Below are 26896 nucleotides of genomic sequence, written 5' to 3' on the forward strand. Positions count from 1 at the left end.
CCGTGACATCCACTCCGCGTCAGGGCGCGATATCAACTGTTAACTCGCGCGACTCCGCGCGGCCCTGGTCATCGACCGCGCGCAGCAGGTAGCGCCGGCCCGATGTCGCCAGGTCGGGCATCCAGGTGATGCCTTCGCCGGGCGCGGCGCGGCCGATGAGCGCATCGTCGGCAAACCAGTAGATCGCCTGCGTACCCGCAGAGGCCTCGGCGCGCAGCACCAGCGGCTCGGGCTTCTTCGCGCGCAGCGTGTGGCGCACGCCGCGCAGGGGCGAAGTGATGAGCGGTGCACCTTCCTGCGCGTCGCCTTCGGTCTTGTCGCAGCCATCGGCGGGCGCGCTCGCGCGGGGCAGGCCGGCCTGGCGGAACAGCCGGCGCATGTCGCTGCCCCACTGCTCCACCACCTGCTGGCGCGCGTTGGGCTGAGGGCCGCAGACCACCTTGCCCGTCGTCTCGTCGACCCACACGGCGCGGTGCAGGTTGCTCACCTGGATAGGCGACTTGCCGGCGATGAACCACGTCATGGTGCGTACCGGGCACAGCGCGTCGGGCAGGCCTCCGGTCGCCGTGCAGACCTCGACCTGGCGCAGGTCCGGTGGCTGGCGCGACGCCACCTCGCCCGGGTCGAGCCGCTCGGCGCGCAAGGCATCGATCATGCGCAGGAAGAGCGGCGCGGCCGCGTCGACGCCCACAAGCGCAGGATTGCTCGTGCCATCGAAGTTGCCCACCCACACCACCAGCACGTGGCGGCCGAAGACGCCGGCCGTCCACGCATCGCGGAAGCCCCAGGAGGTGCCCGTCTTCCATGCGATGGCAGGGCGCGCCGGCAGCGTGGTGTCGGGGCGCGGCGTGTGGCGCAGCATGTCGAGCGTGATGAACGACGCTTCCTCGCTCAGCAGGCGCAGCGGCTGCGCTGTCTTCCCGTCGGGTGCGGGCTGCGTGTAGCGGATGGGCTGCGAGACGCCGCCGTTGGCCAGCGTCGCGTACATGCCCGCCAACTCCTCGGGCGTGACCTCGCCACCGCCCAGCACCAGCGCGAGGCCGTAGTGCTGTTCGCTCTGCAGCTTCTGCACGCCGGCCAGCCGCATGAAGTCGTAGAGCCCCGGCTTCGAGAGTTTCGCGGCCACGGCCACGGCGGGCACGTTGCGGCTGCGGATCAGCGCCTCCTGCGCCGGCAGCGGACCGGCGAAGCGGTGGTCGAAGTTCTCGGGCGTGTAGGGGCCGAAGGAGGTGGGCGCGTCCTTCAGCATCGTCTTCGGATGCAGCAGCCCCTGGTCGAGCGCCAGCGCATAGATGAAGGGCTTGAGCGTGGAGCCCGGCGAGCGCTTGGCCAGCACGCCGTTGACCTGGCCCGAGATGGCGTCGTTGCGGAAATCGGCCGAGCCGATCATCGCGCGCACGTGCATCGTCGAGGCATCGAGCAGCAGCGCGCTCGCGTTGTTCATGCCGACGTCGGCATGCGCGCGCAGGTACTGGCCCATCACGCGTTCGAGCGTGGCCTGCATGCGCAAGTCGATGGTGGTGCGCACTTCCTGCACGCCGCGCTCCTGCGCGAGCAGCATGTCGGTGGCGTGCGGCGCCAGAAATGGCAGGCTGCCGCGCGACTGCGCCGACAGCGCAAGCTGCGCATCGGGCGCGTGCTGCTTCGCGGTCGGGTCGCGCTCGGCCCACAGCGCCCACAAGCGTTCGCGTGCCGACTGCAGCTCCGCATTGCGGCCGCGCTCGGCGATGCGCTTGACGGGGTTCTGCGGAATCACCGCGAGCGTCAGCGCTTCGGGCAGGCTCAGCTTCGCGGCGTCCTTGCGGAAGTAGATGAGGCTCGCGGCCTGCACGCCCTCGATGTTGCCGCCGTAGGGCGCGGTGTTGAGATACGCCTCCAGGATGTCGTGCTTGCTGAAACGAGCCTCCAGCCACAGCGCCGCGAATATCTGCGCCACCTTGCCGGTGGGCGTGCGGCTGTCGATGCCGTAGACGCGGCGCGCCAGCTGCATCGTGAGCGTCGAGCCACCCTGCCTGCGCTCGCCGCTGGCGATGCGCCACGCGCTGCGCGCCAGCGCGGCGGGGTTGACGCCGGGGTGCCCGTAGAAGCGCCGGTCTTCGTACAGCAGCACCGCATCGACCAGCGTGGGCGAGATCCGCTCCAGCGGCACCCAGAGGCGGTATTGCTCGTCGGCAGCGAGCGTGAGCCGCATCAGCTCGCCGCCCTGCGCATAGACGGCGCGCGAGCTGCCGACGGTTTCGCTCAACGCCGCGTGCGGCCAGAGGCGCAGCAGCGCGAGCACGAAGACAGCCGCCAGCGCCCACAGCGCGGGCTTGCGCAGCCTCCTTCCTGCAGACGCGATGCCGATGCGCATGGCCAGTCTCGCCTCAGTTGGCAACCACCTGGAACCGCGCGCCCGCCGAGCGCGAGAACACGCGCCGGTCGTACATCGCCTCGCCGTAGGCTGCCGGCACCACGTAGTCGCCCACGTTGGTGGCACGCGCCTTGTAGGTCACTTCGAGCAGGTCCTTGCTGACGCTGCCGTAGAACACGACGCGGTCCTCGCGGATGTCGGCGTACTGCACTTTCCACGAGCCGCCACCGCCGAGGCGCTTCTTCCAGATCGGCGCGTCGGCGTTGGCCGCATCGTCGTCGCCCACGGCCTGCAGCACCGGTTCCAGGCCGCCGGGCAGCACGTCGACCAGTGCCACGTCGTTGAGCTGCTCGCGCTCCAGGCTGCGCACGCGCACCCGCACCGTGACTTCTTCGCCGAGCTTCGCCTTGGCGATCGGGTTGCCCTTGGCATCGAGCACCTCGTGGAAGATCTCCAGGCCCTTGTTCACCGGCGTGGCGGGCACGTTGCGCTCGAAGCCCTGTTCGGCCCAGCTGTAGTACAGGTTGAAGTCGCTGTCGTTCGACAGCCTGAGCTTCGCCGTACCTGCCGGCACCGCGGCGCGCGTGATCGGGTTCACCGCGCCCAGCGCGAGCGCTGCTGCCTGACCCTGTGCGTTTACGGCGCTCGCCGAGAGCTTGCCCTCCACGTTCTGCCCGACGGCCTCGAAGTACGAGTCGACCGCAAGCAGCATCGAGGCCGACGACAGGCTGTTGTACCAGCCATCGCGCACCATCGCGGCCATGCCTTCCCACACCGCGGGCTTGATCGTCTTCAGGCGCGCCGGGAAGTGGCGGCCCACCAGGTGCAGCGTCATGCTGTCGTGCACCAGCGGGTCGTAGTAGGCACCCCAGACGTTGCGGCGCTGCTTCTTCTCGGTGCGCGCGAGCAGATCGGCCCACACCGGTTCGAGCAGCTCGTTGGCCACCTGCTCCTGCTTCACGAGCTGGTAGCTTGCGGCGAGGTACACGGCGCCGAGGTCGTCGCCCCAGCCCGCGCCCTGCCGCGACAGCTGCTTGCGGCGGGCTTCGCGCAGGTTGGCCAGTGCGGCCGGCGCGACGATGCCCTGGCGCGTCAGCAGGTAGGCCGCCTGCGTGCGCTGGCGCCAGCCGTCGAGCGTGCTGTCGCCGCTGCCGAGCCAGCCCTGCAGGTAGGTGTTGGCCTTCTGCAGAAGGTCTTGCGGCACGGGCAGCTTGTGGTCCTTGGCCTCGACCAGCAGCTGCACCGCATAGAGCGTGGCGAAGGGGTCGGTGCCGGCGCCGGGCCACAGCGAGAAGCCGCCATCGGCCGTCTGCCGCGCGCGCAGCTGCACGAGGTAGCGCTCGAAGGTCTTGCGTGCCTCGGGCAGCGGGCCTTGCTCCGGCGTACGGCCGCGCGCCATCTCCTTCACCAGCTCGGGGCGGCCCGAGAGCAGCACGGCCGGGAAGGTCTGGCTCGTGATCTGCTCGGTGCAGCCGTGCGGATACGCCTCCAGGTACTGCATGAGACCGGTCGCGAAGGCCCACGGCGCGGCCGACACGGCCACGTCGCTCTGGCGGAAGTTCGGATACAGGTCGGCCTGGCTCGAGATTTCTCCCGCGCGCTGGAAGCTGCCGGCCTGCACCAGCGTGACGAAGGGCGATGCGGGCCGCACGCTCACTTCGGTTGAAAGACGCGTGCTGTAGTTCTTGTGCGTCGATGTGAACACCAGCGCCGACGAACCCAGCACCGCCTGCTCGCCCGGCTTGGCGCGCACGTTGAACTTCGTGCTGGCTTCGCCGCGCTCGTTGACCTTGAGCGTCTGCGTGGCGTCGCCCACCACTTCGAGCCCGCCCGAGGCGGTGAGCGTGAGCGCGATGGGCGCTTCCTTGCCCGAGCCCACGATGTTGTTGGCCAGGCCCACGCCCACCTCGACGGTGTCGCCGGGCGCCATCGCGAGCGGTGCGTTCGGCAATATCACCATGTCGCCGCGCACCACGGTGCGGGTGCTCTTGGCGGCGGTGGTCTCGTCGTTCACGGCCACGGCCATCACGCGCAGGCTGCCGTTGAAGCTCTCGGGCACGGTGTAGCTGAACTCGCGACTGCCGTTCACGTCGACCAGGCCCGACCAGTAGGTCACCGGCTTGTCGCGCTTGCGCTTGAACGGGTTCAGGTGCTTGCCGAGTTCGCCCTCGCCGTCACCGCCGGGTGCCGCACCCTGCATGAGCTTCTTGAACTCCGGCAGGATCAGGTCGAGCGTCTGCAGCGTGCCGACCTCGAGCGCGCGCTTCTGGAAGAAGTGCTTCAGCGGATCGGCCGTCTTGTAGCGCGCCACCTGCAGGATGCCTTCGTCCACCGCGAACACCACGGCGCGCGTGGGCTTGTCGCTGGTGAGCTTCATCTTCACGGTCTGCCCCGGCTTCACCAGCTCGGTGCTGGTGAGCTGCAGGTTGGCGGTGCGCTTGGTCAGCGCGGTGGCGAAGGGCACGACGCCGTACGACAGCGGGCTCATGTAGACCTCGTCGGAGGCCGGGTCGCGCACGAAGTGCACGTTGATGTAGCCGGTGCCCTCGAAGTCCTTGGGCAGGGTGATCTTCTGCACCGAAGCTGTCTTGTCGGTCTTGAACCATGCGTGCGCGTAGACCTTGTCTCGCTCGATGGTGATGAGGCCGGCACCCACGTAAGGCGCGCGGATGCTCACCGCGATCTCCTGGCCCGGCTCGTAGTCCTTGCGGTCGAGCGTGAGCTGCAGCTCGGCGTTGCGGTCGAGCGAGCGCGACACGTTGGCGTTGCCCGCCACGCTGTATTCCACGCGGTTGAGCTCCAGCCCCTGCGCGTTGCGCACCACGTAGGCAAAGTTGCCGGGCGCGCCGGTGTCCAGCGCCACGTTGTTGCCGGCCGCGGCGATGGCGAAGGGCTTCTCGTCGAGCACGATCTCCTTGCGGCGCGACTCGTAGCGGTACAGGCCGTTGTCCTGCTTGATCAGCACCGACAGCACCTTGCGCTCGACGCGCTCGATCTTCAGGTCGGCCACGGCCGTCTTCTTCGCCTGCGGGTCGATGGCGATCACGGTGGCGTTGCGCGTGGCGCCCTTGCTCACGTAGCTGGTGTCGCCGTCGACCTTCACGCCGACTAGGTAGGGCATGTCGCTCACCAGCGTCTGGGCCTCGGCCGACACGCTGCGCCCGCCCTCGGGCTCGAAGGCCTTGGCAAGCACGTGCACCTGGTAGGTGGCGGCGTCGAAGCGCGAGAGGCGCAGGTCGAACTCGGCCTTGCCGTCGGCACTCGTCTGCACGCTGCCCAGGTCGTCCACCTGCTTCTCGGTGGCGCGCTGCGGGTCGAAGAAGGCGTAGTCGGTGAACGCACGGAACACCGGGAAACCGGGGCTCAGCGTGAGCGTGCCTTCCACCTTGCGGTCGGGCGCGGGCGTGCCGAAGAGGTTCTGCACGTCGACGAGCGCCTTCAGGTCCTTGGGCTTGACCCAGCCTTCCGCCACCTCGCTGCTGAGCTTGGCAGTGACCTTGGTGCGGTCGGGCAGGAACTCCTGCACCTTCACGCTGGTGCTGCCGATCAGCAGGCCCTCGACCTCGGGCGTGCCGGGCGAGGACTCGCGCGGCAGGTAGAGGTTGACGGTGTAGTTGCCGGTGGGCGAGGTGTCCTGCGTGGTGTGGGCGATTTCCGCCGCGCCGCCGGGGCCGAGCTTGAGCTTTTCGCGGCGCACGCTGAGGCCGCGTGCGTCGATGATCTCGGCTTCGAGCGGCAGGTCGCGCAGCGAGGTGGCCCAGTTGCCGGCCTTGACCATCATCGCGATGTGCATGGTGTCGCCGGGGCGGTAGATGCCGCGGTCGCTGAAGACGTACGCGGTCATCTGGTTCGGCACGCCGGCCGCGCGCAGGCCGCCGACGTCGAAGCGCGAGATGTCGAGCGTGCGGTCGCTGCGGTTGAAGGGCAGGAAGCTCAAGTCGCCGTCCTTGCGCACGACCAGCACCACGGGCGCCTTCTCGCGCTGGTAGCCAGCGAGGTTGGGCAGCCTGGCGGCGCCGGTCGCGTCGGTGGCCTGCGACGCGACGATCATGCCGTTGCGGCCCCACACCTCGACCAGTGCGCCGGCCACGGGCTGGCCGTTGGCGATGCTCTGCACGAACACGTCGCGCGTGCCGTCGAGCGACTTCTTGGCGACGATGCCCAGGTCGGTGACGAGCACCAGGCGCTGGTCGAGCTGCTGCTCGGGGCTGCCGCCTTCGCCGTTGTTGCCTTCCTCGTCGGAAGACTGCTCCTGCTGCTCTTCTTCGGGCTGGGCCTGTTGCGCGTCGCCTTCGGGCTTCTTCTTCGCCTTGGGGTCGTAGCCCTGCACCTTGAGCAGGAACACGCCGCGGCGGTCGGCCACGTCGTTGCGCAGGTATTCGGCGAAGTCGACGGTCTCGTAGTGCGCCTTGCCGGCGGGAACGCTGAGTGGAATCTCTTTCTGGAAGCGGTCGACGAGGTTGTCCGGCTGCAGGCTGCCGAAGAACTGCGGATGCGCGAAGTCGCCGTTGGTCTGCGTCACCAGGTGCTGCAGCTGCTGCGGCAGCAGGCGGCCGATCTCGAGGCGAATGCCGGGCAGGTCGCGCACCAGGATCGGCAGCTTGCGTTCGCCCGACAGCGCCAGCAGCGAGCCCTGGCTCATGATGGTGAGCTCGGGCGCGAAGGTCTTGAGCAGGCGGATGTCCTGGTGCGCCGCACCGAGCTGGTAGCCACCGGGCGTCTTCAGGCCCTTGGCCACGCGCACCAGCAGGTAGCGGCCGCCTTCGGCCTGGGGCATGCGGAAGCTGACCATCTCGGTCACCTCGCGCTCGCTGGCGATGGGCTGCAGGCTGAGCTTCTTCGCGCGGCGCAGCACGGCGTCGGTGACCTTCGCCGGATCGGCTGACCAGTCGAACTTGTCTTCAGGGTCGCCCTTGGCTTCTTCCGTCACGGGCAGCAGCCAGGCCTGCACCACGCGCGCCATTTCGCGCTCGTGCACCGGCATCGAGGCGGTGACGTGCATCACGTGCTCGGGCTCGCCGTTCTCGCCCGTGACGATGGTGGGCTCGATGCTGGCAATGGAGAGGCTGAAAAGGCCGGGGATGTCGACCGCGCGCGACTGGTCGTTGCGAAGCGCCGGGCCGCCCTTCTGCGCGACCGTGCCGGAGGTGAGGCTGAGGATCGCCGGACGCGTCTTCTCGGGAATGGGCAGCGGCTCCGACTGCAGGGTGGCGGTGAGGCGCAGCTTGTCGTAGCTGACGGTGAACTTCTCGCTCGCGCACTTGCCCACGCTGAAGAACGAGCTGCTGCAGGGCTGGTCGTAGGTCAGCACGAGGCGCTTCTCGAACTCGGCTGTGTTGACGGGGTGCGAGAAGCGCACCTGGAAGAGCGCGCGGCGCACGTTGGCCTGCACCGGGTCCTGATAGAACTCGGCGCCGGCGATCTGCGCGGTGAATTCGGGCGAGGTGAACTCGTACTTGCGTTGCGCCAGTTCGATGTGCGGCGCGAGAGCGCTGTCGGCGAGCTGCACCTTGTAGGGCTGGCCGATGGGCCAGTCCTGGGCGGGCAGGAACTCGAGCCGGTTCTGCCTGGTCCACGTCCAGCGGCCAGCAATGGCGGGCTCGGTGGTGACGCCGATGGCCTCCTGGCCGACACGCGCGATGGGTGCAACGGAGGCGGAGAAGTTGATGACGAAGGGGTTCGGTCCCTTGTCGAACTCGATCTGCGTGCGTTGCGGCGCATCGCTCTTGGCGGTAGCAACCACAGGTTCGACCCGATCAGGCGTGAGTCCGTGCCACCACTTGATCACATGGGGGCTGGCCGCCCAACCCGCCAGCACGACCAGCAGGAGAAGCACCAGCCATGCGAGGCGCTGCTGCAGCCACTGCAGGCCGAAGAGCATGAAGGCGCCCACGATGCGCAGCCAGCCCGGTGGTCGCCAGGAACCGATGAGTCCGCGGGCCAGCGGACGCAGGAAGCCGAGCACGCGACCCAGCCCGGTGAAGAGCACGTCGCTGAGCGACGCGAGTTTTCTGTTGGCGACTTGAAGCATGGAGGCTCCCACTGTGTTTTTGTTGGCGCCCGCGAGTGTGCGAGCCGTCTGTGAAGCAATGGCGCTGTGTGTGAAGTCTTGGTGAAAACTGCACAGCCCGCGCCCGGCGGCATTTCAACGGGTCATAGCTGGGGCTTGTTCACCATCAGGTAGAACACGACCACCATGGCCGCGAAGGCCGGGTAGCCGAGCAGCTCCCACCAGCGTTGGTAGCGTGCGTAGAGCGGCGGCAGCGCGGCCACGTCGCGATGCGCCTGCGCCGCAAGCGCCGCCATGCGGATCTGCAGCCACACCACCGGCAGCCAGCAGGCCCCCGCGAATACGAACAACCCCAGCGAAATCGCCAGCCACGGCGTCGACAGCGGCCATCCCGCCATGTGCGCCAGCGCGAAACCGGTGACCGGCTGGAGGATGACGGTGGGCGTCGTGAACCACCAGTCGGCGCGCACCACCAGCCGGCTCACCACCGCCTGCGCGGGCACGCTGCCGCTGCGGTTGGCGAAGAACATGTAGAAGGCCGAGCCCAGCCCCGTGCCGACCATCAGCACGCTGGAGACGATGTGCAGCCACTTGAGGACGAGGTAGGTGTTCATGTCATGAGGCGGCGCGCCGGTACAGGTGCCAAAGCAGGGTGGCGATGGGGAGGTTCTTGAGCAGCGGGCCGAGCGGATGCAGCCACAGGTTCGGCTGCAGCACGGTCGCCACCAGTGTCATGCCGAGCATCAGGGCCAGTGCCGCCGCATAGCTGGCGCGGCCGGGCCACCGCCACAGCGCAATACCGACCGCGAGATCGGCCGCCGCGCCGCCAACGATCAGCAGCTGCACCAGCCATTGCGGCGAAGCGATGCCCGCTTCGGCCAACACCTGACGGCTCTGTCCGTTGAGTTCGACGATGCTGGCGACGGCGGTGAAGAGCCATACGGCGACAAGGCTCAGGCGCAGCAGGCGGTCGGTCTGATTGGCAGGGCTGCTGCTCATGCGGTGGCCGGGTTTTCTTCTTCGACCACGTCGGTCACCATGCCCCAGCGCGCGAACTCGGGCTCGAACTCGGCAAGGTCAAGCAGGCCGGCACAGGCATTCGCACCGATAGGCAGTGCATCGTCGCCGCGCGCAAGACGCCGGGCCAGCAGGATGGCAGCCATGCAAGGAATCTCCGGGCCGTGATTGTCGTCGGCGGCGATGTGCCAGGCGCGGCGTGCCGGCGCGCCTTGTGAATCGGTGCCTTCCACGCGCACGACCATGCCGCCCAGCGCCGTGCCCAGCGCGTCGAACACGCCGCCGGCGAAATGCAGCAGCGGCGCCAGCTTCTGCGGCGCGGGCAGCAAGCCGATGCGGTGCATGAACGCCATGAAGGCGAAGGCTCGCTGCGCCAGCCCGACTTCGAGCGCGGCGCGGAACATCACCGACTGCACGCCGGCATGGCGCGCGGGAAAGAGTTCGAGGTCGGGAATGTCGCAGAGCGCCCCGCGTCGCGGCTTCATGCGCGCGAACTCGACCTTCACCGGATCGGCCCAGCCGGGCTGCTCGCCCCAGCGACCGTCCTGCCAGACACGGATCGGCTCGCCGCAGTAGGCCAGCACGCCGGCCAGCGTGGCCTCGCCGCGCGGCGCTCCCTGCGCTGGGGCAATGCAGATGTCGATGCTGCGGATGCCCCGCCAGCCGGCCGTGAGATGGTCGACCACGGCGGACGACAGGGCGGGCACGGTGCTGGCTCCGCTGACTGCCAGGCGGCCCGCCTCCCGGAAGACGGCATCCAGCGCGGCAGGAAAGTCGCACACGAAGCGCCTGCCGTCGGCCAGGTCGATGTAGTGCGCGCCCGCCGCGGCAACGGCCTGCGGTACTCGGTAGTCCTGGTTCTGGAAGGGGCCGGCGGTATGGATCACCAGTTGCACGCCCAGCCCGCGCAGGGTGTCCGCGAAGTCGGCCGCCTGCACGTCGATGCGCACGCCGGTCGCACCGCCGCCCAGCGATGCCGCGAACTCGGTCGCGCGCCGCGCGCCGCGCCCTGCCACCAGAAGTTCGATGCCGGGGCTGCCGGCCAGCGCGCGGCTGATGCGCGCACCGAAGTTGCCGTAGCCGCCGAGCACCAGCGTCTTCATGCTGCTGCCGCCGCGTCCGTTCCGGCGACGTGCCCGCGCGTGAAAGCCTCTTCGAAGATCGAGTAGCCCGACCAGTCCGCATGCGCGAACGACAGCCGGCCTGCGATGACGCTGCCGCGATGCGCCGCGTCGGGCGCCGTGCGCTGCGAGCCGATCTGCGCCAGCAGGCCAGGCCTGGGGATCGACATGGCGTGCCCATAGCGCGTGATGTCGATGCGCGTGGCGAGCGAAGGCAAATCGGGGTGTGGCACCGACAGCTCGGCGAGCAGGTCGTCGCGCCAGCCGGTCCACGGGCGCTCGAGCAGCAGCTTGCGGCCGTCGGCGGTGTCGTACCCGCTCGGTCCCAGCGGACGGTACCAGCTGAGCACCGTGCCGCGCGGCGTCGGGTCGAGCGACTGGTGGCGCGCGTCGACATAGCCCAGGCCCTTGGTGCCGTAGATCACGTTGTCCCAGCTCGGCGCAGCGCCCGGCCGGTCGGCCAGCGGGCCGCGCAGGTGCACGTTGGCCACGAGCCAGGGCGCGTAGCGCACGTGGGCGGCGGCGTTCTTCAGCACCTCGGGCGGGTTCTCGACCACGCGCGCGGCGATGAACACGGGCAGCGCGACGATGCAGCGCTCGGCCTGCCAGCGCACCATGGATTTCGATGCCGCGTCCCACGCATCGACTTCGACCCCGCCGCGCACTTCCGCGATGCGCGTGACGACGCTGCCGGTGCGCAGGCGCTCGCCGAGCGGCTTGGCGAGCTGCTTCGTGAGCCAGCCGTTGCCTTCGGGCCAGGTGAGGATGCCGTCGCGTTCGGGGCTCGAATCGTTGACGCTGCCCGTCGGGTCGCCGGGCGCATGGAAGCCGTGCCGGCTCGCGAAATAGTGGATGCCGGCCCAGGCCGAAACCTGCGCGATGCCGGCGCCGTAGTCGTCGCGGCAGCAGTAGTCGAGGTACCAACGCAGCTGCGCGTCGCTGAAGCCTTCGCTGTCGAGCCAGCTCACGAAGCTGATGGCGTCGAGTGCCAGCAGTTCGGGTGTGACCGCAACCTTGAGCGTGGGAATGGCGAAGTGCGCCGCGTGCTGCAGCGCGTCGATGCGCTGCGCGAACTTGCGGTACTGCGCGAGCGTGGCCTCGCCCACGCCGTGCACGGGCAGCAGGCCGTCCTGCCATTCACCGTGGAGGAACAGGCGCTCCTGCGGGCTGTGGCAGAGAGTGACCTCGTCGTATTCCCAGCGGCCCGCCGCGCGGCGGCGCAGGCCGAGTTCTTCCAGCAGGTCCTGCACCTCGCGCGCATCGTCGCCGGGCACGGGCAGGTAGTGCGCGCCGAGCGGGCAGGCGATGCCGTTGACCATGCCGCCGCGCGCGTTGCCGCCAGCGGTGTCTTCGAGTTCGAGCAGCGCGAAGTCGTCGATGCCCGCGAGCCGCAGGGCACGCGCGGCCGCGAGGCCCGCGACGCCGCCGCCGGCAATCACCACGCGCGTGCGCTTCACCGTGGCGGGCGATGCGCTCCTGAGCGCGCCATCGCGCATCGCGTGGCCACGCGTGACGTCGATGCCGGTGAAGCCGCCCTCGATGGGCGGCTGTGGCGCCTCGCAGCCGGCGAGCGCGAGAGCGCCCGCGGCCCCTGCCGCAGCCCCGAGAAATCCACGCCGCCTCATTCGCACCTGCCTGTTCCAGGAACACCGCGGAACCGGCTTTGCCGGGCCGCTGGTGTTGCCCCCGGCGAGGGGGTTGGCGCAGCGACACGAAGTGCGCGAAGCCTGGGGGAGACCATTTAATGCGCCATTACCTTGCCCCACTCTTGCTCATAAGTGGTGACCAGGGTTTGGTTCGACAGCCGGTTCACCTCGGCCGGCACGCGCGCCATGTCGAGCGGGAAGTCGAACATCAAGGGCAGCGTGGAGGGCGACAGGAAGCGCAGCCCCGAGGGCAGCGCATCGGGCATGCGATACGGCCGGCGGCTCGCGATGATGTAGCCCCATTCGCCAAAACTGGGAACATGCGCGTGGTACGGCGTGGCGCGCAGGCCCACCGATTCGATGGTGGTCGCCACAGTCCAATAGCTCTTGCGCGCCACCAGCGGCGAGGTCGTCTGGATCACCGCGTAACCGCTGGCCGACAGGCGCTTCTCGAGCAGTGCGTAGAAGCTGTTGGTGTAGAGCTTGCCGATGGCGAAGTTGGTCGGATCAGGAAAGTCGACCACGATCACGTCGAACATGTCGCCGGGCTGCTGCAGCCACTGGAAGGCGTCGGTGTTGACGATCTTCACCTTCGGCGAGGAGAGCGAATGGCCGTTGAGCGCCGCCAGCGTCTCGTGCTCGGTGAAGAGCTTCGTCATGTTCGGGTCGAGCTCCACCAGCGTGACCGACTCGACCGATGGGTACTTGAGGATCTCGCGCACCGCCATGCCATCGCCGCCGCCGAGCACCGCGACCTTCTTCGGCGCGCCCTGCGCGGCCATCACCGGGTGCACCAGCGCCTCGTGATAGCGGTATTCGTCGCGCTCGGCGAACTGCAGGTTGCCGTTCAGGAACAGCCGGTGCCCCAGCAGCCCGCGCGTGACCACGATGCGCTGGTAGGGCGAGGTGGCGCTGAAGACGATGCGGTCCTGGTAGAACTTGTCCTCGGCCAGCGTGGTGATGTGGTCGGCGCCGACGAAGGCTCCCACCAGCGCCGCCAGCGCGAGAAAGCAGGCCAACGCATGCGCACCTACGCGGCGCAGCTCATGCCGGAACAGCCACAGCGCCCACACCGCCACGGCCGCGTTCATGAAGCCGAACAGCAGGCCGGTGCGGATCATGCCGAGCTGCGGCACGAGGATGAGCGGGAAGGCCACCGACACCGCGAGCGCGCCGAGGTAGTCGAAGGTGAGAACCTGCGACACCAGGTTCTTGAGCACGATGTTGCGCTTCAGGATGCGCATCACCAGCGGGATCTCCAGGCCCACCAGCGTGCCCACGACCATCACGAGGCCGTACAGCAGCAGCCGGAAGGCGCCCGGCGCGTAGGCGTTGGCAAGGAACAGGATCGCCGGCAGCGCGCCGCCGATCAGCGCGACCATCAGCTCGATGCGAAGGAAGTGCGCCGGCAGCTGGCGGTCGAAGTACCGCGAGAGCCAGGAGCCCACGCCCATCGCGAACAGGTAGGTGCCGATGATGGTGCTGAACTGCAGCACCGAATCGCCCAGCAGGTAGGAGCTGAGCGCAGCCGCCGTCAGCTCGTAGACCAGGCCGCAGGCAGCGACCACGAACACGCTGGCGAGCAGCGCGATCTCCACGGGTTGCGGCCCCCGCGCGTCCGGGGTGCGCGCGGGCAGGGCCGCGTCGCTCAATGGATTGCAGCAGCCACGATGATGCTGATGCCCAGGCTCATTGCCGCCACGACGAGGCCCAGCGCCACGTTCTGCTTCTCGACGATCTCGCCCCACAGGTCGTAGGGCGTGATCTTGTCGATGATCAGGAAGCAGAGCCAGAAGATCACGACGCCGATCAGCGCGTACACGAGCGATCCGAGGACCACGCCCGGTTTCAGCCATTCAAATCCCATGGGGACCTCCAGTCGTAGTAGTGATGAGAGACACGGCGTGCATCTTCGCCGTCATTTGTGGCCGCCGCCACTCGAATAGCCGCCGTAGGAGCCGCCCGAGCTGCGGTAGCCGCCGGACGATCCGCCGCTGCTGCTGGAGCAGGTGCTCAGGATGATCAGCAGGATGATGATCACGACGACGATGAGGATGATCGTGCCGCAGCCCAGCCCCGAGGCCGCGCTCACGGGCAGCGCGTCGGAGCGCTTGAACATGTCCTTCTTCGCGTCGAGCTTGAAGGCGGTGGCCACCGCGCCGCTGTCGACCTTGCTGCCCGAGGACCATGTCAGCTCGTTGGTAGAGCGCTCCATCGACAGCAGCGCGCCGCCGACGGCGAAGTCGCGGTTGAAGGTTTTCTGGCCGCGCTCGACCTGCCAGTAGAACTCGCCCGCCACGTAGGTGGTCTCGGCGTTGTAGGCGTACTGCTGCTGGTAGCGCTTGCCGAGGTAGGTGGCCGTGCTGCCGTTCTCGGCCATCACCGGCGCGCCGGTGGTCGGCTTGACCATGCTCCAGCCGTCCTCGGCGTCGACCAGGAAGCTGAAGCCCCGCTTCTTGTTGTAGAGCAGGTACTCGTCCCAGCCGAACTGCTCGTCGTCGCCGGGCTCGCTGCCCATGCGGTGCTGGAAGCCGACCACCTGCCACTGCGCGCCCTGCAGCTGGCCCATGCTGCCGAGCGCGATGAGCGGGCGCACGGGCTCGTCCTGCACGGCGTGCTTCAGCTCGCCACCGATGCCCTGGGACAAGTCGATGATGCTGTTGCACGAGCCGCAGGTGATGCTCTTGCTGTCGGCGAAGTTGACGGTGACGGGCGAGCCGCAGTTGGGGCAGTTGAAGCTGCGGCCCTTCTCGTCCTTGGCGGACTCGGCGCGCAGGCCAGTGAGCTGCAGGTCGTCGAGCTGCACCGAGCGGCCGAGGTAGGCGCTGGGCTTCGCGGTGCCGTAGTCGATGCTGAGCACCAGGCCCCGGTCGTTGCGCAGCTCGACCATGGCGAACTGCCGGCCGAGCTCGGGCAGGTGCGGCAGCTCGCCCTGCGCCGAGGTCAGCGCCACCTGCTCGTTCGAGGTGACGGTGTAGCTCTGGCCGGCGAATGCACTTGTGGCGCCCACGCGCAGGTCGACCGGCGGCGGCGCGGTGCGCTGCAGGTCGAAGGGCAGCGCGAAGACGTAGGCGCCGTTGTCCTCGCTGAGGATCGCGGTGCGGTCGCCGTCGAGCGCGGCGATCCATTCGGTCCAGCGCCCGCCGGGGTAGGTGTACTGCAGCCGGCCGATCAGCGTGAAGGGCTTGTCCTGGATGCGGCCTGCGGCGAACAGCTGCAGCGGGCTGAAGTCGTCGAACAGCTCGGCCATCTTGCCGGTGCGCGCGAGCGTCTCGCCCTGGCGCACGACGGTGCTCTGGCAGTAGGGGCAGACCGCGTGCGTCGATTGCGCCGAGCGGAATTCGACCGGCGCGCCGCAGCCGGGGCAGGGCGCTCGGTAGTAGCGTTGGTTGCCGGTTTCCTCAGCCATGGCGCATCAGCCATGGCGCGGGTGGCCACGAATTTTTCAAGCCAATGAGGCTTCTGACGCCCGTTGGACGGGCGTCAGGCGCTATGCGGGACATGGCGCCGGATCAGACGAGCTTTTTCAGCAGTTCGGCCTTCTTGGCGTCGAACTCTTCCTGCGTGAGGATGCCCTTGGTCTTGAGTTCGCCGAGCTTCTCGAGCGTGGTCATCACGTCGGCCGCGCTCACCACGGCCACGGCCGGTTGCTGCTGCGGCTGTGCCGCGGCGGCTCCTGCAGCGTTGGGGTTCAGGCCCTGCGCGAGGTTCTGCGCCAGCACCTGGCCCAGCGCCACGCCGGCACCCAGGCCCATCGCGTCGCCCGCGATGCCACCGCCGCCGGCAGCGCCTTCGGCGAACTTGGGAATCGCCTGCGCCGTCTGGTACTGCATGAACTTGCCCATGTCGTTGCCGACCATGCCCATGCCGATCTTCTGGTCGAGGATCTTCTGCAGCTCTTCGGGCAGCGAGACGTTCTGGACCGTGATGTTCTCGAGCTTGATGCCGATCTTCTCGAACTCGGGCACGAGCTGCGCGGCGAGCGCCTGGGCGAACTGGATCTGGTTGGCCGCGAGGTCCAGGAAAGGCACGCCGCTGGAAGCGATGGCGTTGCTGATGTTCTGCAGCACCAGGCCGCGCAGCTGGCCGTCGAGGTCGGCCACGGAATAGATGTCGCGCGTGCCGGAGATCTCGGTGTGGAAGGCCTTGGCGTCGCCGATGCGGAAGGAGTAGTTGCCGAAGGCGCGCAGGCGAACGGCGCCGAAATCCTTGTCGCGGATGGTGATCGGCTGGGGCGTGCCCCACTTCTGGTCGACCTGCTGGCGGGTGCTGAAGAAGTAGACGTCGCTCTTGAAGGGGGACTCGAAGAGCTTGTCCCAGTTCTTCAGGTACGTGAGCACGGGCAGCGTCTGCGTCGTGAGCTTGTACATGCCGGGGCCGAACACGTCGGCCACCTTGCCTTCGTTGACGAAGACGGCAACCTGCGACTCGCGAACGGTGAGCGAGGCGCCGTTCTGGATTTCCATCTCCGCCATCGGGAAGCGCCAGGCCAGCGTGCCGTCGCCGGTCTCGGTCCACTGGATGATGTCAATGAACTGCTTCTTGATGAAATCCATCAGGGCCATGGTCGCTCCTCGTCAGGTTTTTTCAGGTTTTGTCCGAACTGTGCATATTGCCACACCGGCCTGAAGAAACACCCGTGCTATTGGTCATGGGCGCCACTGGCCATGCGGCGTATGGCGTCATGCACGAGGTCTACAATCGGCGCCCCCAGAAGAAGCGCCACCAGGAGCTACGGCACATGTCAGATTCGACCCCCTCGACCTCATCGACTCCCACGCCCGAAGACAAACGCGCAGAACTGCGCCGTGCCGCCCTCGAGTACCACGAGTTTCCCGTCCCCGGCAAGATCGCCATCGCGGCGACCAAGCAGATGGTCAACCAGCGCGACCTGTCGCTGGCCTACTCGCCCGGCGTGGCCGCTCCCTGCGAAGAAATCGTCAAGGACCCCGCCAACGCCTTCAAGTACACCTCCCGCGGCAACCTGGTGGCCGTCATCAGCAACGGCACCGCCGTGCTGGGCCTGGGCGACATCGGCCCGCTGGCTTCCAAGCCGGTGATGGAGGGCAAGGGCGTCCTCTTCAAGAAGTTCGCGGGCGTCGACGTGTTCGACATCGAGATCGACGAGAAGGACCCGGCGAAGCTGGTCGACATCATCGCCTCGCTGGAGCCGACCTTCGGCGCCATCAACCTGGAAGACATCAAGGCCCCCGACTGCTTCTACGTCGAGCGCGAACTGCGCAAGCGCATGAAGATCCCGGTTTTCCACGACGACCAGCACGGCACCGCCATCACCGTGGCTGCCGCCATGGTCAACGGCCTGAAGGTCGCGGGCAAGAAGATCGAGGAAGTCAAGCTGGTCGCCTCGGGCGCCGGCGCCGCGGCACTGGCCTGCCTGAACCTGCTGCTGAAGGTCGGCCTGAAGCGCGAGAACGTGTTCGTCACCGACCTGGCCGGCGTGGTCTACGAAGGCCGCACCGAGCTGATGGACGACGACAAGCGCCAGTTCATGCAGAAGACCGACGCGCGCACGCTCGCAGAGGTGATCGAGGGCGCCGACGTGTTCCTGGGCCTGTCGGCCGGCGGCGTGCTGAAGCCCGCCATGGTGGCGAAGATGGCCAAGCGCCCGGTGATCTTCGCGCTGGCGAACCCGAACCCCGAGATCGCGCCCGAGGACGCCCACGCGGTGCGCGACGACGTGATCATGGCCACCGGCCGTACCGACTACCCGAACCAGGTCAACAACGTCCTGTGCTTCCCGTACATCTTCCGCGGCGCGCTCGACTGCGGCGCGACGACGATCACCGACGAGATGGAGATCGCCGCGGTGCACGCCATCGCCGACCTGGCGCAGGCCGAGCAGAGCGAGCGCGTGGCCGCCGCCTACGTCGGTGAAAAGCTCAGCTTCGGCCCCGAATACCTGATTCCGAAGCCCTTCGACCCGCGCCTGATGATGAAGATCGCGCCGGCCGTGGCCAAGGCGGCTGAGGAAAGCGGCGTGGCGCAGCGCCCCATCAAGGACATGGACGCCTACCGCGACAAGCTGCAGAGCTTCGTCTACGCCTCGGGCACAACGATGAAGCCCATCTTCGAAGCCGCCAGGCGCGCGGGCAAGAAGCGCGTGGCCTACTCGGAAGGCGAGGAAGAACGCGTGCTGCGCGCCGCCCAGATCGTGGTGGACGAAGGCGTGGCGCGCCCGACGCTGATCGGCCGCCCGGCCATCATCGCCCAGCGCATCGAGAAGTTCGGCCTGCGCCTGAAGGAAGAGCTGGACTACGACGTGGTCAACGTCGAGCAGGACCACCGCTACCGCGAGTTCTGGCAGACCTACCACCGCATGACCGAGCGCAAGGGCGTGACGGTGCAGGTCGCCAAGATCGAGATGCGCCGGCGCCTGACGCTGATCGGCTCGATGCTGCTGCACAAGGGCGAGGTCGACGGCCTGATCTGCGGCACCTGGGGCACCACCGCCAACCACCTGCACTACATCGACCAGGTGATCGGCAAGCGCCCCGGCGGCTGCGAGAGCACGCCGCAGGACGTGCCGGTGTACGCCTGCATGAACGGCCTGCTGCTGCCCGACCGCCAGGTGTTCCTGGTCGACACGCACGTCAACTACGACCCCTCGCCCGAAGAACTGGCCGAGATCACGACCATGGCGGCCGAGGAAATGATGCGCTTCGGCCTGAAGCCGAAGGCGGCGCTGCTGTCGCACTCCAACTTCGGCACCAGCAACGAGCCCAGCGCCGTCAAGATGCGCAGGACGCTCGACCTGCTGCGCGTGCAGGCGCCCTGGCTCGAGGTGGACGGCGAAATGCACGGCGACGTGGCGCTGGACAGCAAGCAGCGCGCGGTCGTCATGCCGCACAGCGCGCTGGCGGGCAACGCCAACCTGCTGGTTTTCCCGAACATCGACGCGGCCAACATTTCCTACAACCTGCTCAAGACGGCAGCGGGCGGCAATATCGCGATCGGGCCGGTTCTGCTCGGCGCGGCCAAACCTGTGCATATTCTCACGGCCAGCGCGACTGTTCGGCGCATCGTGAACATGACGGCCTTGACAGTGGCCGACGCAAACGCCGAGAGATAGGCCATTTGGCGAGAGTGGCCGCCAACTTAAAAGGCCATTCGATACCCCCGCGACTGCTCAAACTTTGGGCAGTCGCTTGCTATTTTCGCCAGCGTGGTGCACACTCGCGGGCTTGAATTTGCGGGTTAACCCCGACGTTGATCGCCAATTCGACCCCCCGCTCTTTTCTTGTGGTGCCCCATGGCGGCTTACGCCTCGATCACGTCCTCTGTCACAAAGTTTGCGCTCACCAGTCTGATGCTGGTCGCGTTGACGACGGGGGCCGAGGCCCGCGGATGGTTCGGCACCGGAAAAACGTCAGCCGAGGAAACCATTGCGCTGTCCGAACTGCCGGCGCAAGGCCAGCAGACCTACCGGGCCATCCTCGATGGAGGCCCCTTCCGGTACGACAAGGACGGCACGGTGTTCGGCAATCGCGAGCGTCTTCTGCCGCCGGCGCGCCGCGGCCATTACCGTGAATACACGGTGACGACGCCCGGTTCGCGCAACCGTGGTGCAAGGCGGATCGTCTGCGGCGGCGAGCAACGCACCGCGCCCGAGGCCTGCTGGTACACCGCAGACCACTATGCGAGCTTCAGACGGATTGCGCCATGAGCGATGAAAACGACCTGAGCGGCGCCCCGAAGCGCCCCGAAGAAATGATGATGACTATGGAAAGACCAGCGGAGATGACCTTATCCCTTCGTGCCGTACGCCCGAACATCGTGCAATCGATCCGCGCGTTCCGCGTGAACGACCTGCAGGACGCAGCCAACGCGGCCGGCCAGCACTTCCTGTATGCCAACCTGGGCAACGCCCAGACCAAGCAGGACGTGCTTGACCTGATCGCGCAGCAGTTCACGTTCCCGGCCCACTTCGGGAAGAACTTCGACGCGCTGTACGACTGCATGACCGACCCGTTGCATAAATCGGGCCCGCAGCCGGGTTTCGTCATCGTGCTGGAACAGATCCCCGCCAACGCCAAGTTCGACAAGGAAGCCCGCGAGCAGCTGCTCGACATCTTCCGCGACGCCTCGGACTACTGGGGCGACCGCAAGGTCCCGTTCCGCTGCTTCTATTCTTTTCTGTAGCCCGTTCTGCATCCACCAGCCAAGCAGAACGGGCGAACGAGGCTCAGCCGAACGCTGAAACCCTCGATGGCATCGACGTCAACAACACCACCGCAACCGCAGCGGCCGCCGCCAGCACCGAGCCGGCCGGCGAAAAAATGCCGACCGACAAACTGGTCGACGTTTCGCCCCTCGCGCTGCGCATGAGCAGCCCCTTCAATGCGGGTTACTGGCTCGCCGCCGCGTAACCGGCAAGCGCAGTTGCGGCATCAGCCGCCACGAAAAAGCCCGTCGATGACGGGCTTTTTTCATGGGGCAACGGCCTGGGCCAGAGCGACGTATTCGTCGACAGGCACTTCCTCGGCCCGCCTCTGGACATCGAATTCGCCCCCGAAGCCGTGCTCCTGCAACCATTTGCCGAGCGTATGGCGCAGCAGCTTGCGGCGCTGGCTGAAAGCCACCTGCACGATCTCGCCCAGCCGCGCGGCGTCGACCGCCGGCGGCGTCGCCAGCGGCACCATCCGCACCACCGCGCTGTCCACGCGCGGAGGCGGGTCGAAGCTCTCGGGCGGCACGAACAGCACGTTCTCCATCTCGTAGCGCCACTGCAGCATCACGCTCAGGCGGCTGTAGTCGGAGGTGGCCGGCTTCGCCACCATGCGGTCGATCACTTCCTTCTGGAGCATGAAATGCTGGTCGGCGACCAGATGGGCGCAACCCAGCAAGTGAAACAGGATGGGCGTGGAGATGTTGTAGGGCAGGTTGCCCACCACGCGCAGCGGCTTGCCCGGGAACCTTGCGGCCAAGTCCGCGAAATCGACCTTGAGCACGTCGGACTCGACCACATCGAGCTGCGGATGCTCGCGCAGGCGCTTGGCCAGATCCCGGTCGAGCTCGATCACGGTGAGGCGGCCCAGCCGCTCCACCAGCGGCTGCGTCAGCGCCGCGAGCCCCGGCCCGATCTCGACCATCGCATCGCCGGGCTGCGGCGCGATCTCGCGCACGATCGCATCGATGATCCCGCCGTCGGAGAGGAAGTGCTGCCCGAACCGCTTCCTGGCGATGTGCTGCGCCATACCGTCAAGCCACCATCAATGCGAAGAAAAATGGGGCTTTGTGCCAGGAACACCGCGGAACCGGCTTTGCCGGGCCGCAGGTGTTGCCCCCTGCAAGGGGGTTGGCGAAGCGACACGAAGTGCGCGCAGCCTGGGGGTGTGCCATCAGGACTGGGGAGGATCGCGGTATTCGACGTAGGCGCGCGCGCGCACTTCCTGCACCCAGGTGGTGAAGGCTTCGTCCACGCGCTGCTCGCGCAATGCGGCACGAGCGGCTTCGCGCTGCTCCGACTGGCTGAGCTTGGAATCGCGGCGGCCGACCACCTGGATCAGGTGGACGCCAAAGCGCGACACGACGGGGTCGCTGATCTGGCCCGGCGAGAGCCGGTCCATGGCCTCCTCGAATTCGGGCACGAACTGGCCCGGGCGCGACCAGCCGAGGTCGCCGCCGTCCTTGGCGCTGCCGTCCTGCGAGTTGTCGCGGGCGAGGCCTGCGAAGTCGGCCGTGCCGGCCTGCACGCGGCGCTTGAATTCGGCCAGCTGCGCCACCGCCTGTGCCGTGGTGCGCTTGGGGTCGTTGAGCAGCAGGATGTGGCGCACCTGCGTCTGCGTGACGGTGGCGTCGCCGGAGCCGATCTGGGCCTTGGCGAGCACCTTGAGCACGTGGAAGCCAGCGCTGGAACGCACCGGCCCGGCGATGCCGTTCACGGCGGTCGATTGCGTGGCCTCGACGAACAGCGGCGGATAGCGGTCGGCGCTGCGCATGCCGATGGCGCCGCCATTGGCGCGGTCGGGCGAATCGGAGTTCTCGCGCACCAGCTTGGCGAAGTCTTCGCCGGAGCGGGCGCGCTGGGCAAGGTCCTGCGCCTTCTTCTGGGCGGCGGCCACCTGGGCGTCGGTGGCGTTCTCGGGAACGGCCACCAGCACCTGCGCGAGGTTGAGGTTCTCGAGCGCGGCGTTCTTGACGGAGGTGTTGCGCTGGTCGCGCAGGTATTCGTCAGCCTCGGCGTCGCTGATCTTGACCTTCGATTCGACCTCGCGGTCACGCAGGCGCGTGAGCAGCAGCTGGTCGCGCAGGTCGTTGCGGAAATCCTGCTGCGCAATGCCTTCGGCAGCCACGCGGCGACGCAATTCGACCAGGCTGATCTCGTTCTGGCGCGCGACGGTCTGCTCGGCCTGGTCGATGGCAACCTCGTCGACCTTGATGCCGTTTTCCTTAGCGAGCTGGAGCTGCGCGCGCTCGGTGATCAGCCGCTCCAGCACGAGCCGCGTGAGTTCGCCGCGGGGGACGCGCTCGGCGTCGGGGTTCTCCTTGATCAACCGCGACACGCGCGTCTGCACGTCGGTATTGGTGATCGGCTCGGAGTTGACCAGCGCGACGATGAACTCGGCCGAACGCTGCACGGGCGCCGCCGAGGGCGCGGTGGACGGACGCGCCGCCGGCGGCCCCAGGCGCGGCCCGGCGCGCATGATGTCGGTGATGCCGGTACCGGAACGATAGCCCTGCGCACCCGCAGTGGCGGCAATGGCCGCGAGACAGCCCAGGGTGATGATGGAACGGATGTGTTTCATGGCGTCGCTCAGTCAGTCGTCTCAGTCGTAATTGGTGAAGCGGCTCGGCGCTTCGCCCGGTTGGCGCAGGGGTTCGTAGCGCTGGATGTTCTGCCGCAGGGTCTGCATGGGGCTCGAGCCGATGCTGGAGAAGCCGACGAATTCGAGCTGGAACATGATGCGGGTGTTCGCCGTCACCAGGCCCGTGGTGGTGCGCTGCAGCACCACGCGCCCGATCCAGCAGCAGCCGTCGTACTCGAACCCGAGCACGCCGTCGGTGAGCTTCTTGTCCTGCAGGCTGTAGTTGAGCCGGCCGACGGCATACCAGCGCCCGCCGCCCTGGCCCTTGCCGGGGCCGAGGTTCTTGCCCTTGTCACCCCACAGGTCGTTGAGGGGCCACTGCCAGCCCACGTCGATCGACTTGCTGCCGTCGGTCGCGGTCGGGGTGGTGGGCGCCTGGTAGCGGAAAGCCGCGCTCAGGTTGTGATACGGCTCGGGGTTGTAGCGCGCGCTGACGGCCGAGCGCTCCGATTTGCGGGTGTCGGGGTTGTACTGGACGAGGGTGTCCAGGCTCCACTTGGGCGTCCAGTTGATCGTGGCGCCCAGCAGCAGGTCGCTCGCGCGGTCGGTCACCGCCGTACCGCCCGGCAGCGTGACCTTCTGGTCGCTGAAGCGCAGCCGCTGCGCGATGCCGAAGCGTGCGGCCTCGGCGCCGGTGTCCGGATCGATCAGGCGGGAGGTCACGCCGAGCGTGAGCGCATTGGTGTCCGAGATGCGGTCGCCGCCCGAGAACGCGTTCTCGGTGTAGATGGTCGCGAAGCTGAAGTCGTTGGCCGCCGAGTCGTAGTTCGGCAGCATGCTCTGGTTGCGATACGGCGTGTAGACGTAGTACGCACGCGGCTCCAGCGTCTGGCGGAAGGCGCGCCCGAAGTAGCTGGCGTCCCGCTCGAAGGTCAGGCCGCTGTCGAGGCTGAAGGTCGGCACCGTCCGGTTGCTGGAGGTCGGGAAGAAATACAGCGAACTCGGGTTGTAGACCTGCCCGTTGACGTACTGGACGCCGTTGATCGTGAGCTTCGGGATGTCCGCCTGCGGCAGGTAGTAGTTGTACGAAGCCCCGTTCAGGATCAGCTTGGGAATGACGTACGTGCTCGGCGTGATGAACGGCCGGCTGATGGTCGCGACGGCCATGGCGCGGTCGCCGTCGGGCTGCGACTGCTGGGTGAGGTCGTAGCCGAGCTGGGTCGACGAGAGCCTGTTGACGCGGAAGCGTGTGTAGTCCAGGTTCAGCGAAACGTCGAAGCCGTGCCAGTCGTACTTGTTGTAGTTGGCCGTGATCTGCGGCATCCGGTCGTACGCGGGCACGATCGGCGACAGGTTGTACTGCAGGTTCTGGTACTTCAGCGTGCGGACCATGCCGCTCCAGTCGCCCTTGCTCCAGTTGAGCGATGCGTCGTTGGGCAGCTGGCGCTGCGCGAGCGACGGCGTGCGGGTGAAGTCGCGCCAGTAGTCGTTGTCGCTGACGCGGTTGATGTTGATGTTGGCCGACAGCGAGTCGAGGCCCAGCGCCTTGGCGTCGAAATCCTGGTGATGGGTGAGCCAGAGGCCCCAGCGCCTCGTGTTCTTGGGCGCGGGCGTCAGGCTGCTGGCCGCGATCTGGCCGTTGGCCAGCTGCTGGAGCTGGCTGGCGCGCAGTTCGTTGTAGCGGTCGCCCACGAGGCGGTCGCTGCCCATCAGGTCGAAGCGGATCGTGCCCTTGTACTCTTTCTCGAGGTAGCGGAACTCGTTGCCGAAGTTGATGCCGCGCTTGCTCATGATCGTCGGCGTGAACGTGGCGTCGCGGTTCGGCGCGATGTTCCAGTAGTACGGCTGCGCGATCTCGATGCCGTTGGTGTTGTCCAGGCCGACGGTAGGCGGCAGCAGGCCGCTCTTGCGATCGTTCGACAGCGGAAAGCTCACACTCGGAATGGGCGGCGTGGTGATGCCCATGAAGCTCAGGCGCGCGTTCTTGGCCACGCCCTCGTTTTCCTCGGTGTCGGTGGTGATCGAGGCCGCGGTCAGCAGCCAGGCCGGCATCCAGCCGGGAAAGTCCTCGCGGCGGCAGGTGGTGTAGGTGGCCTCGCGGGCGATCGACACGTTGGCGTCGACGAAGTCGATGCGCTTGGCCTCGCCGTGCGCCTCGTTCGCAAGGAACTTGTAGCGCACGTTGTTGAAGAAGCCCTCGAAGGTCTCGAGCTTGAGCTGCAGCTCGGGGCCTTCGTACACGTTGCCGGCCTGGTTGACCCGCACGTTGCCCGTAGCCTTGGCGCGGTCGTCCGGCTGGTAGTACTCGAGCCGGTCGGCAGTGATGGACACCGCGCCGCGTCGCAGCGTGGCATTGCCTTCGACCACGGTCTCGAGGTCGGGCCGGCCGGAGATGCGGTCGCCAGTGACCAAGCTGGGCATCTGGCTGCGGTCGGCAGGCGTCAGGGTTTCGGTCAGCAGCGGCGTGCGCTTCAGCGTGAGCGGGGCGTCGAAGTTGCCGGTCGTCTGCGCGGAGGCGCCGTGCGCGTGCATCAGCGCCAGCGACAGGACGGCCAGCGGCAGCGGCGGCGGGCCGGAACGCCGCAGGGCGACACGTCGTCGGTTCATCAGGACTCCCGCCCGGCCGTTCCGAGGAAAACTGGCGACTCCCCCGTGGAGAGCAGCGAGCGCACAAGGTGCCCAGCGTGGGGGCTTTGGGTCGTAGGCATCGGTTCGGAACGAAAGGTCGTCGGGGACGGCGCGGCAGGCCGGCGGGTTGCAGGGGCCGGCGACGATCCGCATCGGCCGGAAGCCGGCCAAGGGGGATTGCCGCGCCAGGCGGATTTGTAGAATCGATTATCCATGACAGCACCCCCGCCCCCGGCCGCATTGGCCCCAAGCCTCGCCGAACCCATTTCCTGGACCGATCCGCAGCGAGCCGAAGTGTTCCGGGGCTGGCTGGCAGCCATCGCGCCCGCCCATCGGCTGCTGCCCGACACGGTGCGGCTCGCCTCGGTCGACGCCAGCTTCCGCCGCTATTTCCGCCTCGACACCACCGACCCGGCCGCGCCCACGCGCATCGTGATGGACGCTCCTCCCGAGAAGGAAAACAGCGCTCCCTTCGTCCAGGTGGCGCAGCTGATGGCCGGTGCCGGCGTGCTCGCCCCCACGGTGCTCGAATGGGACAGGCCCAACGGCTTCCTCCTCCTTGACGACCTGGGCCGCCAGACCATGCTGGACGTGATCGACCCGGCCAGCCCCGACGCCGCCCGCCCGCTCTACGACCAGGCCATCGACGCGCTGATCCGCTGGCAGCTGGCCTCGAAGCCCGGCGTGCTGCCGCCCTACGACCGGGCGCTGCTCGAGCGCGAGCTGGGGCTGTTCCCCGAGTGGTACATCGGCCGCCACCGCGGCATCGCCGTCGAAGGCAAGCTGAAGGAGCGGCTCGACCGCAGCTTCAACCTGATCGTCGAGAGCAACCTGGCGTCGCCCTCCGTGTACGTCCACCGCGACTTCATGCCCCGCAACCTGATGATCGGCAACGGCCCGGATCTCGGCGTGCTCGACTTCCAGGACGCGGTCCACGGCCCCATCACCTACGACATCGCCAGCCTGATGCGCGATGCCTTCCTGAGCTGGGACGAGGAATTCGTGCTCGACATCACCGTGCGCTACTGGCAGGCCGCGCGCAAGGCCGGGCTGCCGGTCGACGAGGACTTCGGCGCCTTCTACCGCGCGGTCGAATGGATGGGCCTGCAGCGCCACCTGAAGGTGGCCGGCATCTTCGCGCGCCTCACGCTGCGCGACGGCAAGCCCAAGTACCTGGCCGACACGCCGCGCTTCATCGCCTACATCCGCGCCACCGCCAGCCGCTACATGGAGCTGACGCCGCTGCTGCGCGTGATCGACGAGATCGAGGGCACTTCGGCCATCACGGGCTTCGCCTACGGCCGTGTCTGAAGGAAAACTGAAAAAGCACCACCCTGTGACGCCCGCGCAACGGT

17 protein-coding genes are annotated in these 26896 nt (G+C 67.9%); 4 read left to right on the forward strand and 13 right to left on the reverse strand.

The features are described from left to right. Window positions 1-19: 19 nt before the first annotated feature. From pbpC to EJO71_RS20080, 10 genes are all read right to left on the reverse strand, one after another. A complete protein-coding gene (gene pbpC / locus EJO71_RS20030; protein ID WP_164546860.1) occupies window positions 20-2353 on the reverse strand; it encodes a penicillin-binding protein 1C in 2334 nt (777 codons plus the stop codon). A gap of 13 nt (window positions 2354-2366) precedes the next feature. After that, window positions 2367-8384, reverse strand: a complete 6018-nt coding sequence (locus EJO71_RS20035) for an MG2 domain-containing protein (protein ID WP_125950280.1) — start codon at window positions 8382-8384, stop codon at window positions 2367-2369. A 122-nt stretch (window positions 8385-8506) separates the two neighbouring features. After that, window positions 8507-8977, reverse strand: coding sequence for a DUF2269 domain-containing protein (locus EJO71_RS20040; RefSeq protein WP_125950279.1), 471 nt, complete (start codon window positions 8975-8977; stop codon window positions 8507-8509). A 1-nt stretch (window position 8978) separates the two neighbouring features. Continuing rightward, window positions 8979-9362 carry a DoxX-like family protein gene (locus EJO71_RS20045; RefSeq protein ID WP_125950278.1) on the reverse strand — a complete coding sequence of 128 codons (384 nt, stop codon included), beginning with the start codon at window positions 9360-9362 and terminating at the stop codon, window positions 8979-8981. Continuing rightward, a complete protein-coding gene (locus tag EJO71_RS20050; RefSeq protein ID WP_125950277.1) occupies window positions 9359-10483 on the reverse strand; it encodes a saccharopine dehydrogenase NADP-binding domain-containing protein in 1125 nt (374 codons plus the stop codon). Before EJO71_RS20050 ends, EJO71_RS20045 begins: the two co-directional genes overlap by 4 nt. Next, a complete protein-coding gene (locus EJO71_RS20055; RefSeq protein WP_125950276.1) occupies window positions 10480-12126 on the reverse strand; it encodes an FAD-dependent oxidoreductase in 1647 nt (548 codons plus the stop codon). Before EJO71_RS20055 ends, EJO71_RS20050 begins: the two co-directional genes overlap by 4 nt. A 116-nt stretch (window positions 12127-12242) precedes the next feature. Then, on the reverse strand, window positions 12243-13784 hold the full coding sequence (locus EJO71_RS20065) for a polyamine aminopropyltransferase (protein ID WP_125950569.1): 1542 nt from the start codon (window positions 13782-13784) through the stop codon (window positions 12243-12245). A gap of 11 nt (window positions 13785-13795) precedes the next feature. After that, entirely contained in the window at window positions 13796-14014 is a 219-nt protein-coding gene (locus EJO71_RS20070) for a DUF350 domain-containing protein (RefSeq protein ID WP_019653703.1), read from the reverse strand. Between the two features lie 51 nt (window positions 14015-14065). Next, window positions 14066-15556, reverse strand: coding sequence for a DUF4178 domain-containing protein (locus EJO71_RS20075; protein WP_125950275.1), 1491 nt, complete (start codon window positions 15554-15556; stop codon window positions 14066-14068). 103 nt (window positions 15557-15659) lie between these two features. Next, window positions 15660-16712, reverse strand: coding sequence for an SPFH domain-containing protein (locus EJO71_RS20080; protein ID WP_125950274.1), 1053 nt, complete (start codon window positions 16710-16712; stop codon window positions 15660-15662). 176 nt (window positions 16713-16888) lie between these two features. On the opposite strand from EJO71_RS20080, the gene EJO71_RS20085 reads away from it, so the two are divergent. The 3 genes from EJO71_RS20085 (at window position 16889) to EJO71_RS20095 (ending at window position 20307) form a co-directional block, all read left to right on the forward strand. Continuing rightward, window positions 16889-19237, forward strand: coding sequence for an NADP-dependent malic enzyme (locus tag EJO71_RS20085; RefSeq protein ID WP_125950273.1), 2349 nt, complete (start codon window positions 16889-16891; stop codon window positions 19235-19237). 180 nt (window positions 19238-19417) lie between these two features. Then, entirely contained in the window at window positions 19418-19831 is a 414-nt protein-coding gene (locus tag EJO71_RS20090) for a ribonuclease domain-containing protein (protein ID WP_125950272.1), read from the forward strand. Window positions 19832-19881: 50 nt separating this feature from the next. Then, complete coding sequence (locus tag EJO71_RS20095) at window positions 19882-20307, forward strand: barstar family protein (RefSeq protein WP_086011111.1); 426 nt, start codon at window positions 19882-19884, stop codon at window positions 20305-20307. Window positions 20308-20594: 287 nt separating this feature from the next. Here EJO71_RS20095 and rsmA read toward each other — a convergent pair whose 3' ends face one another. The 3 genes from rsmA to EJO71_RS20110 all read right to left on the reverse strand — a co-directional run bounded on the left by rsmA (window position 20595) and on the right by EJO71_RS20110 (window position 25520). Next, the gene (gene rsmA, locus EJO71_RS20100; protein ID WP_125950271.1) at window positions 20595-21362 is read right to left on the reverse strand and encodes a 16S rRNA (adenine(1518)-N(6)/adenine(1519)-N(6))-dimethyltransferase RsmA; all 768 of its coding nucleotides are present in this window, start codon (window positions 21360-21362) and stop codon (window positions 20595-20597) included. Between the two features lie 144 nt (window positions 21363-21506). Further along, window positions 21507-22913, reverse strand: coding sequence for a peptidylprolyl isomerase (locus EJO71_RS20105; RefSeq protein WP_125950270.1), 1407 nt, complete (start codon window positions 22911-22913; stop codon window positions 21507-21509). 21 nt (window positions 22914-22934) lie between these two features. Further along, window positions 22935-25520: an LPS-assembly protein LptD gene (locus EJO71_RS20110; protein WP_125950269.1), complete on the reverse strand. Its 2586-nt coding sequence runs from the start codon at window positions 25518-25520 to the stop codon at window positions 22935-22937. 234 nt (window positions 25521-25754) lie between these two features. Between EJO71_RS20110 and EJO71_RS20115 the strand changes: the two genes are divergently transcribed. After that, complete coding sequence (locus tag EJO71_RS20115; RefSeq protein WP_125950268.1) at window positions 25755-26852, forward strand: phosphotransferase; 1098 nt, start codon at window positions 25755-25757, stop codon at window positions 26850-26852. Window positions 26853-26896: the final 44 nt, after the last annotated feature.

It is taken from the genome of Variovorax sp. 679 (genome assembly GCF_003952185.1).
Classification (GTDB): domain Bacteria; phylum Pseudomonadota; class Gammaproteobacteria; order Burkholderiales; family Burkholderiaceae_C; genus Variovorax.

What these genes read in the sequence shown, in the direction of transcription:
- EJO71_RS20080 (WP_125950274.1), bottom strand. Translation starts at nt 16,712, where the DNA reads ATGGCCCTGATGGATTTCATCAAGAAGCAGTTCATTGACATCATCCAG.
- pbpC (WP_164546860.1), bottom strand. Translation starts at nt 2,353, where the DNA reads ATGCGCATCGGCATCGCGTCTGCAGGAAGGAGGCTGCGCAAGCCCGCG.
- EJO71_RS20085 (WP_125950273.1), top strand. Translation starts at nt 16,889, where the DNA reads ATGTCAGATTCGACCCCCTCGACCTCATCGACTCCCACGCCCGAAGAC.
- EJO71_RS20075 (WP_125950275.1), bottom strand. Translation starts at nt 15,556, where the DNA reads ATGGCTGAGGAAACCGGCAACCAACGCTACTACCGAGCGCCCTGCCCC.
- EJO71_RS20040 (WP_125950279.1), bottom strand. Translation starts at nt 8,977, where the DNA reads ATGAACACCTACCTCGTCCTCAAGTGGCTGCACATCGTCTCCAGCGTG.
- EJO71_RS20070 (WP_019653703.1), bottom strand. Translation starts at nt 14,014, where the DNA reads ATGGGATTTGAATGGCTGAAACCGGGCGTGGTCCTCGGATCGCTCGTG.
- EJO71_RS20045 (WP_125950278.1), bottom strand. Translation starts at nt 9,362, where the DNA reads ATGAGCAGCAGCCCTGCCAATCAGACCGACCGCCTGCTGCGCCTGAGC.
- EJO71_RS20050 (WP_125950277.1), bottom strand. Translation starts at nt 10,483, where the DNA reads ATGAAGACGCTGGTGCTCGGCGGCTACGGCAACTTCGGTGCGCGCATC.
- EJO71_RS20110 (WP_125950269.1), bottom strand. Translation starts at nt 25,520, where the DNA reads ATGAACCGACGACGTGTCGCCCTGCGGCGTTCCGGCCCGCCGCCGCTG.
- EJO71_RS20035 (WP_125950280.1), bottom strand. Translation starts at nt 8,384, where the DNA reads ATGCTTCAAGTCGCCAACAGAAAACTCGCGTCGCTCAGCGACGTGCTC.
- EJO71_RS20105 (WP_125950270.1), bottom strand. Translation starts at nt 22,913, where the DNA reads ATGAAACACATCCGTTCCATCATCACCCTGGGCTGTCTCGCGGCCATT.
- EJO71_RS20090 (WP_125950272.1), top strand. Translation starts at nt 19,418, where the DNA reads ATGGCGGCTTACGCCTCGATCACGTCCTCTGTCACAAAGTTTGCGCTC.
- rsmA (WP_125950271.1), bottom strand. Translation starts at nt 21,362, where the DNA reads ATGGCGCAGCACATCGCCAGGAAGCGGTTCGGGCAGCACTTCCTCTCC.
- EJO71_RS20115 (WP_125950268.1), top strand. Translation starts at nt 25,755, where the DNA reads ATGACAGCACCCCCGCCCCCGGCCGCATTGGCCCCAAGCCTCGCCGAA.
- EJO71_RS20095 (WP_086011111.1), top strand. Translation starts at nt 19,882, where the DNA reads ATGACTATGGAAAGACCAGCGGAGATGACCTTATCCCTTCGTGCCGTA.
- EJO71_RS20055 (WP_125950276.1), bottom strand. Translation starts at nt 12,126, where the DNA reads ATGAGGCGGCGTGGATTTCTCGGGGCTGCGGCAGGGGCCGCGGGCGCT.